This window comes from Mesorhizobium sp. WSM4842, from assembly GCF_055901575.1.
The window spans coordinates 2,593,279-2,606,069 of the sequence record NZ_CM148372.1 but is presented as its reverse complement, the minus strand read 5'-3'; the positions used below and the strand labels follow the sequence as shown (position 1 = coordinate 2,606,069).

Below are 12,791 nucleotides of genomic sequence, written 5' to 3'. Positions count from 1 at the left end.
TTCGACGCCGCCCGGCAAACTGCTGATATTGTTCGACGAAATAAATCGCGCCTGCGGGCGTAGCGTCATTGACCGCTCTGGCGCCTTCCCCTATGTACTGGGCCTTGCATGAACTGAATTTTTGTTGCGCGCGCTGGCTGCGAAATCGCCGCTGCGCGCGGTTTGCTGCGCACAATGGTTCGCCGGACCGATTGAAGGGCGCAGCCTTTTAGGAGTGCCGCCATGGCAACGATGACCGCCGCGTCGACCCCCCCTTGGGCCACCGAGAAGCCGACCGCCTTGCTGGTGCTGGCCGACGGCACCGTCATCGAGGGCCGCGGCCTTGGCGCCACCGGCTCCGCCGTCGCCGAGGTTTGCTTCAACACCGCGCTGACAGGCTATCAGGAAATCCTCACCGACCCGTCCTACGCCGGCCAGATCGTCACCTTCACCTTTCCGCATATCGGCAATATCGGCACCAATGACGAGGACATCGAGGATCTCAATCCGGTTGCCCGCGCCGGCGCCGTCGGCGCCGTGTTCAAGGCCGATGTCACCAACCCGTCCAGCTATCGCGCCGCAGCTGGTCTCGACCAATGGCTGAAGAAACGCGGCATCGTCGCGCTTTCGGGCATCGACACCCGTGCGCTGACCGCGCTGATCCGTGAAAAGGGCATGCCCAACGCCGTCATCGCGCATGCGCCCGACCGCATGTTCGACATCGATGATCTGAAGCGCCGCGCCGCCGCCTGGTCCGGCTTGATCGGGCTTGACCTGGCCAAGGACGTCACTTCCGGCCAGTCCTCGGTCTGGCGCGAGACGCCCTGGGTCTGGGACGAGGGCTTTGGCGAACAGATCGATCCGTCCATGCACGTCGTCGCCATCGACTACGGCGTCAAGCGCAACATATTGCGCCTGCTTGCCGGTCTCGGCGCCAAGGTCACCGTAGTGCCGGCCAACACCGGCGCCGAGGAGATCCTCGCCATGCGGCCCGACGGCATCTTTCTTTCCAACGGTCCCGGCGACCCGGAAGCCACCGGCGACTATGCCGTTCCGGTCATCCAGGACCTGCTGAAGACCGACATTCCGGTCTTCGGCATCTGCCTCGGCCATCAGATGCTGGCGCTGGCGCTGGGCGGCAAGACCGCCAAAATGCATCAGGGCCATCACGGCGCCAACCATCCGGTCAAGGATCACACCACCGGCAAGGTCGAGATCGTCTCGATGAACCACGGCTTTGCCGTCGATGCCGACTCGTTGCCCACGGGCGTCGAAGAAACCCATGTCTCGCTGTTCGACGGCTCGAACTGCGGCATCACGCTGACAGGAAGGCCGGTGTTCTCGGTCCAGCATCATCCCGAAGCCTCGCCCGGCCCGCAGGATTCGCACTATCTGTTCCGCCGCTTCGTCAACCTCATCCGCGAAAAGCGCGGCGAGCCGGTGCTGGCAGAGCGCTGACTATCTGTACGCGAGAAGCCTTGGCAATAATATCGCTTAACTTTCCGCGATAAATCTGCGATATCATCACCGTGAAGACGATCATCCTCTCGGTGTCGGCGGCTCGCGATCTCGACAACCTGCCGGCCGATGTCCGCGAGCAGATCGCCGAAGGCCTGATCTCCTATGCCGTCAGCGGGCGGGGAGATATCAAGCGCCTTGCTGGCAGGGACGGCTACAGACTGCGGATCGGTCGCTACCGCGTCATATTCGATGAAGACCGCACGACGATCCTCGCGATCTATATCGGCAAACGCAAAACGACAACCTACCGTCGGTCATAGCAGGACAGGACACCATGAACGCCCCGCAAATCATAAAGACGCCAACCGGAGAAGAGCTGGTCGTTATCCCAAAGGCGGACTACGAGGCTCTGTTGCATGCGGCCGAAGAGGCTCTTGAAGACGCTGCGGATGTGGCGATTTACGACGAGCGAAAGGCTAGTCTCAAAACGGAAAAACCCCTGCCTGCGGATGTGACCATGGAAATTCTGCGGGGCTCCAGCCGGCTCAAGGCGCTGCGCAACTGGCGGCGCCTGACGCAGGCCGAATTGGCGACCACGGTCGGTGTCAGCCAGGGTTTTCTGTCGGATCTTGAATCCAATCGCCGTAAGCCATCGGCGCAGACCAGCGCGATGCTGGCGAAGGCACTGGATATTCCGGGCGAATGGATTGAATCCTAGTGAGCATGGCCCTTAGGCCACCGTCGCCGTCGTGACGTCTTTCACCGCGACTGGCCTTTCGACCCTGAGCACGAATGCGATCAGCGACAGAGTGAGAAAGATACCGCCGAGCACGAAGGGCGCGCCGCCGAACGCCACCGGCGCGCTTGGCCCGGTGAACCAGGCGAAGATTCCCGTATAAAGCAACGGCGTGATGATGCTGGTGATCGAAAACACGCTCGTCATCGCACCCTGCAATTCGCCTTGCGCGGAGGGCGGCACCTTGGCCGCCGCCAGGCTCCGCAGCGGCGGGTCGGCCAGCGCCTCGAGGCAGGTCGCCACGATCACCGCATAGATCATCCAGCCCTTCCATGCCGCGGCATAGCCGAAGGCGGCGAGCGCGGTAAAAGCAAGGCCGATGGCAGCGGTCCGCCATTCGCCGAGCCGTGGAATGACGCGCGGCAGGACAAAACCCATCACCAGTGCGCCGCCGAGGCCGAAGACGCCGAGCGAGAAGCCGATCTGCTGTTCGCTCCAGCCGTAGCGATAGCTGCCGACGAACGACCACACGGCAGGGTACATCATGTGGCCGAGCGTCATCAGGAAGAACACCAGCCCGATCCAGCCGATGCCATGATAGTTGCGCATCTGCTTCAGGGCGCCGAGAGGATTGGCGCGGCGCCACTCGAATCGCCGACGGTGGTGCTGCTCCAGGGTTTCCGGCAGGAAGAACCAGCCAACGATGAAGTTGATGAGAGCAAGCACCGCCGCGCCCCAGAACGGCACCCGCGGCCCGAACTCGCCAAGCAACCCGCCCAGCACCGGGCCGATGATGAAACCGACACCGAAGGCGATGCCAAGCAGGCCGAAATTCTTCGCCCTGTTCTCGTCGGTGCTGACATCAGCGATGAAGGCGGAGGCAGTCGAATAGCTGGCGCCGCTGATGCCGGCCAGCACCCGGCCGATGAACAGGACCGAATACGACCAGGCCACCGCGCAGATCAGATTGTCGATGGCGAAGGTCAGCACCGAGGCCAGCAGGATCGGGCGCCGGCCAAAGCGGTCGCTGAGATTGCCGACCAGCGGCGCGAACAGGAACTGCATGGCCGCGTAGACGAAGAACAGCCAGCCGCCTTCGATTGCCGCTTCGCTGACGCCGACGCCAGTCAGCTCCTGCAGATAGGCCGGCAGCACCGGCATGATGATGCCGATGCCGGTGATGTCGAGCAGCAGCGTGGTGAAAACAAGCGCAAGACCCCGCCTGGCGGTTTTGGCTTCGATCATGACGGTATCGACTCCCGGAGCCGCCTCGGAGCGAAGGCGAAAGGGCTCGTTATAGGCGAGTCAGCCGCTCAGAACAATAAGGGAACACGCCAGGAATTTTTATCCTGACATCAACTGTCGACATGAATGCGGCCACAACCCTGCATAACCGCCGGCGCTTCAACGGTCATTCGACAGGAAGGTCCGAGCACCTCAGATCGGAGTTTTGAACGTGTCGCAGTCCGAAAGCTTGCCGCTCCTGTAGCCGCGCGCCAGCCAGGTCTGCCGCTGCTGCGAGGTGCCATGATTGAAGCTTTCCGGCACGACATAGCCCTGCATCTTCTTCTGCATCGTGTCGTCGCCGATCTGCTGGGCGGCGTTCAGCGCCTCGTCCATGTCGCCCTGCTCCAGGATTCCCTTCTGCCCGGTGAAATGCGCCCAGACGCCGGCGAAGCAATCGGCCTGAAGCTCGACCTGCACCGACATGTGGTTGGCCTCGGCCTCGCCCATTTGCTGCCGCATCTGATTGAACTTGGGCAGGATACCGGTGATGTTCTGCACATGGTGACCGACCTCATGCGCGATCACATAGGCCTGGGCGAAATCGCCCGAGGCGCCGAATTGCTCGTCGAGTTGCTGGAAGAAAGTGGTGTCGAGATAGACCTTGCGGTCGCCGGGGCAGTAAAACGGGCCGGCCGCGGAAGAGGCGAAGCCGCAAGCCGAACGGATTTGCCCGCTGAACAGAACCAGTTTGGGGTCTTCGTAGGTGAGGCCCTCGGCCTTGAAAAGGCCGGTCCAGGTCTCCTCGGTCTCGGCCAGCACCGTCGAGACGAACTGCTTCATCTCGTCGGAGGCGGGCGCGCCGGTGCCACCGCCCTGTTCTCCGCTGTTGTCGGTGATCTGATCGCCGCCCGGCAGCAAGCCGCCACCGCCGCCGGCCAGGATCTGCAGAGGGTCGATGCCAATGGCCTTCAGCCCGAAATAGAGGATCACGAGAATGATGATGGTCGACAGCGACATCCCACCGCCGGAGCGGCCGCCGACCGGGATGCGGAACCGACCGGGGCCGCCGCCCGGCAGGTTGAACCCGCCGCCCTGGCCGCGTCGGTCCTCGACATTGTCACTTTGACGACGACCCTTCCAGAGCATGGCAACTCTCCGCGACGCGCGTATCGGTAACCTGCCGATCTCATGGCCCGATCCGACCCAACAAACAATTATCTCAATGGTTGCGCCAAGTCACAGTATTTTTCGCATGAAGGGCCGCCGGCTCTGGGGTGGATCGATGCACGACACCCGCGGCTGAGAAGCCTGCCGGCGCCTTTTTTGGTCCGTACTTGGCGTTACGCTCAGATCTTCTGCTTGGTACCCGCGCTCTTGCCGTCCGAGCTCTTCGAGCGCTCCTCGAAGCGGGCCTCACCCTTCTTGAGCGGGCGTCCAGTATCCGCTTCGGTCTTGCGTTCGTCCTTCGCCGCAGCCTGCTTCAATCCCTTGGCCGCTTGCTTGCCCTTCGCTGTCGGTGCCTGTTCAACGCCCATGGTATCCTCCTCGGTCTCGCTCCAATCGCGTGGCACGATCTCAAACGCAGCGGCAACGCGGCGGTTCCGGCAGGACTGTCGGCAATGGCGGTAGACTTAGCGTGTCGCCATCATTGCGTTGCGAAACGCTTCTAGCGTCTCGGCGCCGACATGGTGCTCGATGCCCTCGGCATCGACGCGACAAATCGGCAGTCTGCGCTATCTTGATGCCATGACCGATCTCGCCGATGTGCGCCGCTTTTATGCGCGACTGATGGCTGCCAATGCAGGTTGGGCCGATCCACGTCTCGAAGCAGCTTTCGCCGCGGTGTCGCGCGAAGCCTTTCTCGGGCCTGGGCCGTGGACGGTCGTCGCCGGCAACGGCAAGGTTGAAACGCCGAGTGCCGATCCTGTTCACGTCTATCAGAACGTGCTGGTGTCGCTCGACGCCGACAAGGGCATCAACAATGGCGAGCCGTTCCTGCACGCCATGTGGATCGGCAAAGTGGCGCCAAAACCCGGCGAGACGGTTACCCATGTCGGCGCCGGCACCGGCTACTACACAGCTCTGCTGGCACAGCTGGTTTCGCCGGGCGAAGTCGCCGCCTTCGAACTGGAATCCAGTCTCGCCGACCGCGCGAGAAAGAATCTCGAAGCCTATGGCAATGTGACCGTCATCCATGGCGATGCGGTCATCGGCAGCCTGCCACCGTCCGACATCATCTATGTCAATGCCGGCGTCGCAGCACCCCCGGCCGAGTGGCTGAAGGCGCTGAAGCCGGGCGCCCGCATGGTCTTTCCGTGGCGCCCGGCCGAGCGCGTTGGCCTTGCGGTGATGGTGACCCGCACCCAACAGGGTTTTGCCTGCGACCCGTTCATGCGGTCATGGTTCATCCCTTGCATCGGTGCCTCGGCAGCAACACCCGCAACGAAATTCCCCAATCGCGACAAGGCGGCACGCAGCCGCTCGATCTGGCTGACGGCCGACAAGGCACCGGACCGCACCGCCATTGCCGTCATCGGCGACGTCTGGTTCTCGTCGCAAGATGTTGGCGGCAGGCGGTCGCAATGACGTCGCCGAGGCGAGGCATCCGATGCTTGCCCGTCGCCGGCTGGAGCGCTGGAAGTTTTTTCCGGCCCTGTCGGACAGACGTCCGCTCGCACGTCCTTTGGCCGAAATCCGGCACCGACGGCACGGATAATGAAAAGGGAGAATCCAATGAGGAAGATCATCACTGCGACATTCGTCAGCCTCGACGGCGTCATGCAGGCGCCTGGCGGGCCGGAAGAAGACCCGGTCGGCGGCTTCGAATTCGGTGGCTGGACGTTCCATTACTGGGACGACGTCGGGGGCGCCTTTATCGGTGAGATCTTCGCAAAACCCTTCGCGCTGCTCCTCGGCCGCAAGACCTACGACATCTTCGCCGCGCATTGGCCGTACCAGAAGAGCGGTCCGATCGCCGACAGCTTCAACGCCGCCACCAAATATGTGGCCACCCACCGGCCCGATAGGCTGTCGTGGCAAAACAGCCAGTCGCTGGGCGACGACGTCGTGGCCGCACTGCGCCAGCTCAAGCAGGAGGACGGCCCCGACCTGCTCGTCCAGGGTTCGAGCGAGCTGATCCAGACCTTGCTCGCCAACGACCTTATCGATGAGATCAGCCTGCTGACCTTCCCGCTGGTGCTGGGCAAGGGCAAGCGGCTGTTTGGCAGCGGCGCAATCCCGGCGGCTTTCAAGCTGAACCGCTCACAGGCATCGACCACCGGCGTCATTATGGCGACCTACCAACGCGCCGGTGAGATCAAGACTGGATCCTTCGCCCAGGAACAGCCGTCCGAAGCCGAGATCGAGAGACGCCGAACCTGGAAATAGACGACCGCACAAGCGCGCACCGCGTTAACAACAGGGATGGCCGAGCACCGGCTGTCCCCTTGCTATTTTGCCGATCACGCCGCCTGTTGCCGCCGGGCCAGTCCGTCGCGGATACACGCGGCAAATTCCCGCGCCGCCGGCCCGACCCCATGCTTCGGCAGATGCAAATTGATCGAGAAATTTGGCAAGGCCGGCAGCTCCGGATCGGCGGACAGAATATCAAGATCGCTGGGCACCGTGGAGGCCAGCCAGGTCGTGACGGCCAGATCCGAACGCACAGTCGCCGTCGTCGCGTCGAGGTTGCCGTTCTCGAACACGGTCCGCCATTCCAGCCCGTGCTCGTTGAGCGCCGCCAGCACCGCAGGGCGGAAGGCACAGGTGTCGGCCACCGTCGAAACCGGCAAGGGCCGCTTGCGGCGGGCTATGCCGCCTTTGGCGCCGACCCAGACCAGCCGGTCGATGGCGAGACATTCGCCGGCGGACGGACCGACCGGTTCCTCGATTACGGCAAGGTCTATCGTGCCAGCTGCCAATGCCGCCGCAAGCTCCGGCGACGAGGCGCAGACCAGCGAAATCTCGACCTGCGGAAAGGTCTCAGCATAGGTCTTCAGCACCGGCGCAAGCATGGTGCCAACCAGATCATACGGCACGCCGAGCCGCACCTCACCCGCGACCGCGCTGATCGCCATCTCGGCCCAGATCTCGTCATTCAGGGAGAGCAGGCGCTTGCCCTTACCGAACAGTCGCTCCCCGGAACGGGTCAGTCTCAGGCCGCGCCGGTCGCGCTCGAAGAGGCTGCAGCCGAGAACCTCCTCCAGCCGCTTGATCTGCTGGCTGACGGCGCCCTGCGTCAGGTGCAGCGCGTTCGCCGCCGCCGTCATGCTGGCCGTGTCGGCGACGGTGACGAAGGTCCGGATCAGGGCCGTGTCGAGATTGCGGATCATAGTTGCATTATATTCTCTAATGCCAACCATGACAAACATTGCATTTACTGATGCACGCTCATGCTTAGCATGCTGGTTCCCAACAGAGGAAACAGCATGCTTGAGGCCATCCTTCCGCTCGTCCTGTTTGCGCTGGTCTCGACCTCCACGCCCGGCATGGCCACGACCTTGTCGACAGCGTCCGGGGCACAGTTCGGCTTTCGCCGCTCGGTTCCGCTGATGGCCGGCAGTGCGGCCGGCCTAGCCACGGTGGCTGCGGCAGGTGCGGCCGGGCTCGCCGGCCTGTTGGCAGCCGCTCCGTCCCTGCAGCTGGCGATGAAGATAGCCGGATCACTCTATCTGATCTGGCTCGCATGGAAGATCGGCCGCAGCGGTCCACCCAATCTGGACGTGTCCATGTCCAAGCCGAACAGCTTTTTCGGTGGCGCGGGCCTGCAATGGATGAACCCCAAGGGTTGGGCCATGGGTCTGGGAGCGGCGGCATCCTTTACCGCCCTCGCCAACGGACCGCTGCAGCTCGCCTTTCTGCTCGGCACGGTCTTCGGCCTGGCAGCCGCGCTGTCACTGTCGGCGTGGTGCGTGGCGGGCACGCTGCTCGCGCGGTTGCTCAGAACCGAGCGGCAGTGGCGCGTGCTCAACGCCGTGCTTGGGCTGCTGCTGGCCGCCTCGATCATTCCGATGTGGCAGCCAGCATAGATGCTGATGTTCAGGCGGCGTAGCCCAGCAGCGTTTCGAAGACATGGTCGACAAGGAGCAGGCGGCAAGCCTGCGCGCGGCGCTGGATGACATCGCCGCGCTGGATTTTGGTATACCGCCGGCAGCGCCCCTGAGGTCTCGGACGGCCGGCGGTAGCCACACTTACTCCGCCGGCATGGCAATCGCCCGCGCCGCCCGGTGGCTGGCCAGCATGACGCCAAGACCCAGGATCGGGAACACTGCTGCGACCAGGCCGAGATCGGCTGGCGCGCCATAGCGCAGCACCGCGCCACCGACGACGGCGCCCAGCGCCACGCCGAGATAGAGCGCCGACCCGTTGAGCGACAGCACGATGGGCGCGGCGTCGGGCGCCAGCCTGATGATGCGGCTGGCCTGCGCCGGAGGGAAGGCCCAGCCGACGATGCCCCACGGCACCATCATGGCCATCAGCGCCGGCCCGGCGATGCTGTGCGGCAGGAAGGCCGGGATGACCGAAAGCATGACCAGCATGACCGCACTCAGCGCCAGCGACCAGCTGACGGTGCGCGTCGCGCCGAAGCGATCGGCAGCCTGCCCGCCGGCGATGTTGCCGATAACGGCGCCGACGCCGAAGGCAAGCAGCATGCCGGGCAGCGCGATCGGGCTCAAGCCGCCGCCTTCGATGGCTAGCGGCGCGACAAAGGCAAAGACCGTGAAGGCGCCGGTGAGCGCCAGCAGCGTGGTCAGCAGGATCGATGGCACGCCGGGGCGAAGGATTGCGGCCAGCCGCTGCCTGAGCGGCAGCTTGGTGCCGACAATGCCGCGCGGCAGCCGGTACCACAGGATTGCGCCGGCCAGTGCGCCGAGCCCGGCGATGGCAAAGAACGTGCCGCGCCAGCCGGCAACGGTCGCGACAAGCGCGCCGAGCGGTGCGCCGACCGCCACCGCCACCGTAGTGCCGCCGACAACGACGGCAATGGCGCGGGCGCGGTGATGATCATCGACAAGCGCCACGGCCGTCCCCTGCGCCGTCGCCGCAAACAGGCCGGACGACAGCGCCATGACGATGCGCGCGATCAGCAGCAATTCGAAAGAGGAACTCAGCGCCGCCGCCAGATTGCCCAGCACGAAAAACACCAGTGTCCATAAGATGACGCGCCGCCGGTCCCATTCGCCGGTCAGCGTCGCCAGGATCGGCGTGCCGAGCGCATAGGCGAGCGCAAAGGCGGTGATCAGCGCGCCGGCGAGTGGAACGGAGATGGCGGCATCGGCCGCGATGTCGGGCAACAGGCTTGAAATGACGAAACCTTCGGTCGCGATCGTGAAAGACCCGAGCGCAAGCCAGATGAGGCGCTTGTCCATAGCGGCAAATCCTTAGTTCAAAAGTTATTGAACAATTGTACATAATGGGGCATGGTGTCAATGAAGCCACCCGAGAATAGCGGAACTCTCCTGACAGCTCTATGTCAGGACAAGGTGGCAGGAGGTAGAAACTGCGTGCATCCGCCAAGGAGGAGATGCGTTGAAATCGGTCCTGATTGCGCTTAGTTCTCCGGCATGACACTGCCCCACCCCGCCGCCGACCAAATCAGCCTGTCGAACGTTCTTGCCGTGCTCGGCGATCCCACCCGGCTGGCCATTGTGCGCTATCTCGCCAGCAAGGAAGGCGTGCCGCTGAATTGCAGCCAGTTCCTCGATCTCGGTTCGAAGACCAACCTCAGCTACCATCTGGCCAAATTGCGCGAGGCCGGTGTCACCCGCACCGAGGTGGTCGGCACCAGCCGGCTGATCACGCTGCGCCGCGACGATCTCGATGCCCGCTTTCCGGGGCTGCTCGATAGCGTCATTGCCGCTGCCGTCGATGACCCAGCTCTGCCCGCGGTAGGCGCCTCCGAGATCGAAGTCCGCGCCTGAAGCCGTAACTCGCCCCTGTAACAGGCAGGGCAACCGCGTTTGGATTCTTGCGAAGGTGGCCCCCCACCCTAACCCTCCCCACAAGGGGGAGGGAACGCCGCGCGGCGGACACGCCAACGTCACCGCTGAATGCCACGCCAGCAGAAGACACACACACGACTATCAGCGCCAACGGAAGTCTCCCTCCCCCTTGTGGGTGTTTGGACTGGGGACATCGCGAACAGGTGTGCGAGGACATCGCGAACAGTTTGCCATCCTATCGAGCCAGGGCATTGAGGTCGATGGTTTCTATTTTCTGGTGTCTGAACCAGGCGTCGAAGACGCCGTCGGCAGCGGTTGGGCGGAAGGCGACGGATTTGCCGGCGAAGGCCCTGCACAGGCGCATGGTGTGGCCGAGGATGGAGACGAAGCCATGCTGCTGAACGCGGCGGACGAGATCGTCCTTGGCATAGTCGAACGGCTCGACGATTTCGCGATACTGGCGCTGCGAGACGCGGTAGCGGTCGAGCGGCACGGCGCCGCCAAGCGCGTCGTGCGGACGCACGGTGTTGTAGACGTGACGCCAGCGATCGAAGGCGTCCTGGGCCTTGGGGAGATCGGCAAAGGGCGGTCCCTGCAGCGCTTCGGCTTTGAGCGAGCGATGGAAGCGCTCGTCCTTGCCGAGCGTCTGCGGGTGGCAGGCCTGGAGTGGCTGACGGCGACGCCAGCCTCGATCAGCCAGACGGTGAGCAGCGTGAAGTTGTTGCGGCCGCCGTCGCCCCAGGGCGGGCCGTTGTCGGTGGCGATACGCCACGGCAGGCCGTAGCGGCGGAAGGCGGCGATCAGCCGGGCCTTCACGGTTGCGGTGGTCTGATCGGCGCAGGCCGACAGCGCGATCGAGAAGCGCGAATGGTCGTCGAGCACAGTGAGCGGATGCAGCCGACCGCCATGCAAGGCGACGTGGCCCTTGAAATCCATCTGCCACAGATCGTTGGGAGCTTCGTGCTCGAAGCGGATGAAGGGCTGCGCCCCGCCGCCCAGCGCGATGCCGTTGCGGCGCAGGATGCCGGTCACCGTCGAGGCCGCGGGCGTGCCGATGCCATCGCGGGCGATGACGCGCGCGATCTTGCGTCCACCCCAAGCCGGATGCGCTGCGCGCACCGAAAGCGCAGCCGTTTCCACCTCCGGCGCGCACTGCGCCGGGCTCGATCGCGGCCGCCGCGACTGCTCGGCCAGTCCTGCCTCGCCCTCGCTCCGGTAGCGCGAAAGCAGCTTGTGGCCGCACGTCCGTCCGATGCCGAAGCGCCGACACAACGCGCTCACATTCGACCCCTCCGCCGAGGTCAGCCTCACGAACTCCAACTTCTGCTTCATCGCGCTTCTGTCCTTGAACGGCATCCCGAACCCCCTCGCGCACAATGCGCAAAACTGTTCGCGATGTCCTCGCACACCTGTTCGCGATCTCCCCAGTCCAAACAGTGGGGAGGGGTTAGGGGTGGGGTACATCGTAGAGCGAAAGCCTCGGCTTTCCAGCTGCGGTAGCCCTGGTGTAACAGGGGAGAGGAACCAAAGTCTGCCAGGCCCGCCCTTCCCGACCAGTCATTCGTCGACCCTACGGAGCTTCCCATGCGCATTGCCGTCCTCGCCGATATTCACGGCAACATCGTCGCCCTGGACGCCGTGCTCGACGATCTCAGCCAGCGCGGCAGTGCTGACCTCATCGTCAATCTCGGCGATTGCGTCTCCGGCCCGCTCTGGCCGCGCGAAACCATGGAGCGGCTTGAAGCGCTCGCCTTGCCGACGGTGCGCGGCAATCACGACCGCCGCGTCGCCCGCGACGCCGCCGATGAAGCCATGTGGCCGTCCGACCGCTACGCGCAGGAGCGGCTGACATCGGCGCAGCGCGAGGCGCTGTTCGCCTTGCCTCTCACGCTGGAGATCGCGCCTGACGTGACCGCCTTCCATGCCCGGCCCGACCACGACGAAAAATATCTGACCGATACGATAGAAGATGGCCGGCTGGTGCGAGCACCACTGGCCGCCATCAAGCGACGGCTGGCCGCGCTCGATCCGGCTTGCCGCATCGTGCTGTGCGGTCACAGTCACCGCAGCGAGCTGATCCGAATCCCAGGCGGCCCGGTCGTCTTCAATCCGGGCAGCATCGGCTGTCCCGCTTATGGCGATTCGACACCGCCGGCGCATGTCTCCGAGCAAGGCTCCCCACATGCGCGCTACGGCATCGTCGACCTGGGTGAGCCGGGCCGCCCCGACCGTTTCGAGGCCATTGCCGTCGACTATGATCACGAGGCGGCGGCGCGGCAAGCCGAACAGGCGGGGCGGCCGGAATGGGCCCACGCGCTGCGCACCGGATTTATGCCAGGCTGAGCGAGGTACGAGCTCATGTCCGGCTGAACGCGGAAACGCGTTCATGTCCGGCTGAACGCGGAAACGCGTTCATGCCGCACGCTGAGCTTGCTCATGCCGCACAC

The 12,791-nt window shown here is 64.4% G+C and carries 13 protein-coding genes and 2 pseudogenes; 8 read left to right on the top strand and 7 right to left on the bottom strand.

Annotated features, from left to right (window positions below):
- Window positions 1-222: 222 nt before the first annotated feature.
- The 3 genes from carA (at window position 223) to AC0NIE_RS12575 (ending at window position 2,158) form a co-directional block, all read left to right on the top strand.
- The gene (gene carA / locus AC0NIE_RS12585; protein ID WP_473489205.1) at window positions 223-1,437 is read left to right on the top strand and encodes a glutamine-hydrolyzing carbamoyl-phosphate synthase small subunit; all 1,215 of its coding nucleotides are present in this window, start codon (window positions 223-225) and stop codon (window positions 1,435-1,437) included.
- Between the two features lie 71 nt (window positions 1,438-1,508).
- Window positions 1,509-1,760 carry a type II toxin-antitoxin system RelE family toxin gene (locus AC0NIE_RS12580; RefSeq protein WP_473489206.1) on the top strand — a complete coding sequence of 84 codons (252 nt, stop codon included), beginning with the start codon at window positions 1,509-1,511 and terminating at the stop codon, window positions 1,758-1,760.
- Between the two features lie 14 nt (window positions 1,761-1,774).
- On the top strand, window positions 1,775-2,158 hold the full coding sequence (locus tag AC0NIE_RS12575; protein WP_473489207.1) for a helix-turn-helix transcriptional regulator: 384 nt from the start codon (window positions 1,775-1,777) through the stop codon (window positions 2,156-2,158).
- 12 nt (window positions 2,159-2,170) lie between these two features.
- On the opposite strand, the gene AC0NIE_RS12570 is transcribed toward AC0NIE_RS12575, so the two are convergent.
- The 4 genes and pseudogenes from AC0NIE_RS12570 to AC0NIE_RS12555 form a co-directional block, all read right to left on the bottom strand.
- A complete protein-coding gene (locus tag AC0NIE_RS12570; protein WP_473489208.1) occupies window positions 2,171-3,421 on the bottom strand; it encodes a TCR/Tet family MFS transporter in 1,251 nt (416 codons plus the stop codon).
- 192 nt (window positions 3,422-3,613) lie between these two features.
- Entirely contained in the window at window positions 3,614-4,549 is a 936-nt protein-coding gene (gene ypfJ / locus AC0NIE_RS12565) for a KPN_02809 family neutral zinc metallopeptidase (RefSeq protein ID WP_473489209.1), read from the bottom strand.
- A gap of 200 nt (window positions 4,550-4,749) precedes the next feature.
- A complete protein-coding gene (locus tag AC0NIE_RS12560; protein ID WP_123148374.1) occupies window positions 4,750-4,938 on the bottom strand; it encodes a hypothetical protein in 189 nt (62 codons plus the stop codon).
- Window positions 4,939-5,034: 96 nt separating this feature from the next.
- Window positions 5,035-5,118: pseudogene (locus tag AC0NIE_RS12555) on the bottom strand (manganese-binding transcriptional regulator MntR); the annotation flags it as partial.
- A gap of 31 nt (window positions 5,119-5,149) precedes the next feature.
- Here AC0NIE_RS12555 and AC0NIE_RS12550 point away from each other — a divergent pair.
- Window positions 5,150-5,989, top strand: coding sequence for a protein-L-isoaspartate O-methyltransferase family protein (locus AC0NIE_RS12550; RefSeq protein ID WP_473489210.1), 840 nt, complete (start codon window positions 5,150-5,152; stop codon window positions 5,987-5,989).
- Between the two features lie 147 nt (window positions 5,990-6,136).
- On the top strand, window positions 6,137-6,790 hold the full coding sequence (locus AC0NIE_RS12545; protein WP_473489211.1) for a dihydrofolate reductase family protein: 654 nt from the start codon (window positions 6,137-6,139) through the stop codon (window positions 6,788-6,790).
- 74 nt (window positions 6,791-6,864) lie between these two features.
- Here the strand turns inward: AC0NIE_RS12545 and AC0NIE_RS12540 are convergent, their stop codons facing one another.
- A complete protein-coding gene (locus tag AC0NIE_RS12540; RefSeq protein ID WP_473489212.1) occupies window positions 6,865-7,734 on the bottom strand; it encodes a LysR family transcriptional regulator in 870 nt (289 codons plus the stop codon).
- A 96-nt stretch (window positions 7,735-7,830) separates the two neighbouring features.
- Between AC0NIE_RS12540 and AC0NIE_RS12535 the strand changes: the two genes are divergently transcribed.
- Window positions 7,831-8,430, top strand: a complete 600-nt coding sequence (locus AC0NIE_RS12535; RefSeq protein ID WP_473489213.1) for a LysE family translocator — start codon at window positions 7,831-7,833, stop codon at window positions 8,428-8,430.
- A 162-nt stretch (window positions 8,431-8,592) separates the two neighbouring features.
- Here AC0NIE_RS12535 and AC0NIE_RS12530 read toward each other — a convergent pair whose 3' ends face one another.
- Window positions 8,593-9,771, bottom strand: coding sequence for an MFS transporter (locus AC0NIE_RS12530; RefSeq protein ID WP_473489214.1), 1,179 nt, complete (start codon window positions 9,769-9,771; stop codon window positions 8,593-8,595).
- A 195-nt stretch (window positions 9,772-9,966) separates the two neighbouring features.
- Between AC0NIE_RS12530 and AC0NIE_RS12525 the strand changes: the two genes are divergently transcribed.
- Window positions 9,967-10,323, top strand: a complete 357-nt coding sequence (locus AC0NIE_RS12525) for an ArsR/SmtB family transcription factor (RefSeq protein ID WP_473489215.1) — start codon at window positions 9,967-9,969, stop codon at window positions 10,321-10,323.
- Between the two features lie 256 nt (window positions 10,324-10,579).
- Here AC0NIE_RS12525 and AC0NIE_RS12520 read toward each other — a convergent pair.
- A pseudogene (locus AC0NIE_RS12520) lies at window positions 10,580-11,700 on the bottom strand (IS481 family transposase).
- Window positions 11,701-11,928: 228 nt separating this feature from the next.
- Here AC0NIE_RS12520 and AC0NIE_RS12515 point away from each other — a divergent pair.
- The gene (locus AC0NIE_RS12515) at window positions 11,929-12,687 is read left to right on the top strand and encodes a metallophosphoesterase family protein (RefSeq protein WP_473489009.1); all 759 of its coding nucleotides are present in this window, start codon (window positions 11,929-11,931) and stop codon (window positions 12,685-12,687) included.
- Window positions 12,688-12,791: the final 104 nt, after the last annotated feature.

Excerpts from the sequence above, each read along its gene's own strand:
- carA (WP_473489205.1), top strand. The coding sequence starts at position 223 with ATGGCAACGATGACCGCCGCGTCGACCCCCCCTTGGGCCACCGAGAAG.
- AC0NIE_RS12575 (WP_473489207.1), top strand. The coding sequence starts at position 1,775 with ATGAACGCCCCGCAAATCATAAAGACGCCAACCGGAGAAGAGCTGGTC.
- AC0NIE_RS12570 (WP_473489208.1), bottom strand. The coding sequence starts at position 3,421 with ATGATCGAAGCCAAAACCGCCAGGCGGGGTCTTGCGCTTGTTTTCACC.
- ypfJ (WP_473489209.1), bottom strand. The coding sequence starts at position 4,549 with ATGCTCTGGAAGGGTCGTCGTCAAAGTGACAATGTCGAGGACCGACGC.
- AC0NIE_RS12560 (WP_123148374.1), bottom strand. The coding sequence starts at position 4,938 with ATGGGCGTTGAACAGGCACCGACAGCGAAGGGCAAGCAAGCGGCCAAG.
- AC0NIE_RS12550 (WP_473489210.1), top strand. The coding sequence starts at position 5,150 with ATGACCGATCTCGCCGATGTGCGCCGCTTTTATGCGCGACTGATGGCT.
- AC0NIE_RS12545 (WP_473489211.1), top strand. The coding sequence starts at position 6,137 with ATGAGGAAGATCATCACTGCGACATTCGTCAGCCTCGACGGCGTCATG.
- AC0NIE_RS12540 (WP_473489212.1), bottom strand. The coding sequence starts at position 7,734 with ATGATCCGCAATCTCGACACGGCCCTGATCCGGACCTTCGTCACCGTC.
- AC0NIE_RS12535 (WP_473489213.1), top strand. The coding sequence starts at position 7,831 with ATGCTTGAGGCCATCCTTCCGCTCGTCCTGTTTGCGCTGGTCTCGACC.
- AC0NIE_RS12530 (WP_473489214.1), bottom strand. The coding sequence starts at position 9,771 with ATGGACAAGCGCCTCATCTGGCTTGCGCTCGGGTCTTTCACGATCGCG.
- AC0NIE_RS12525 (WP_473489215.1), top strand. The coding sequence starts at position 9,967 with ATGACACTGCCCCACCCCGCCGCCGACCAAATCAGCCTGTCGAACGTT.
- AC0NIE_RS12515 (WP_473489009.1), top strand. The coding sequence starts at position 11,929 with ATGCGCATTGCCGTCCTCGCCGATATTCACGGCAACATCGTCGCCCTG.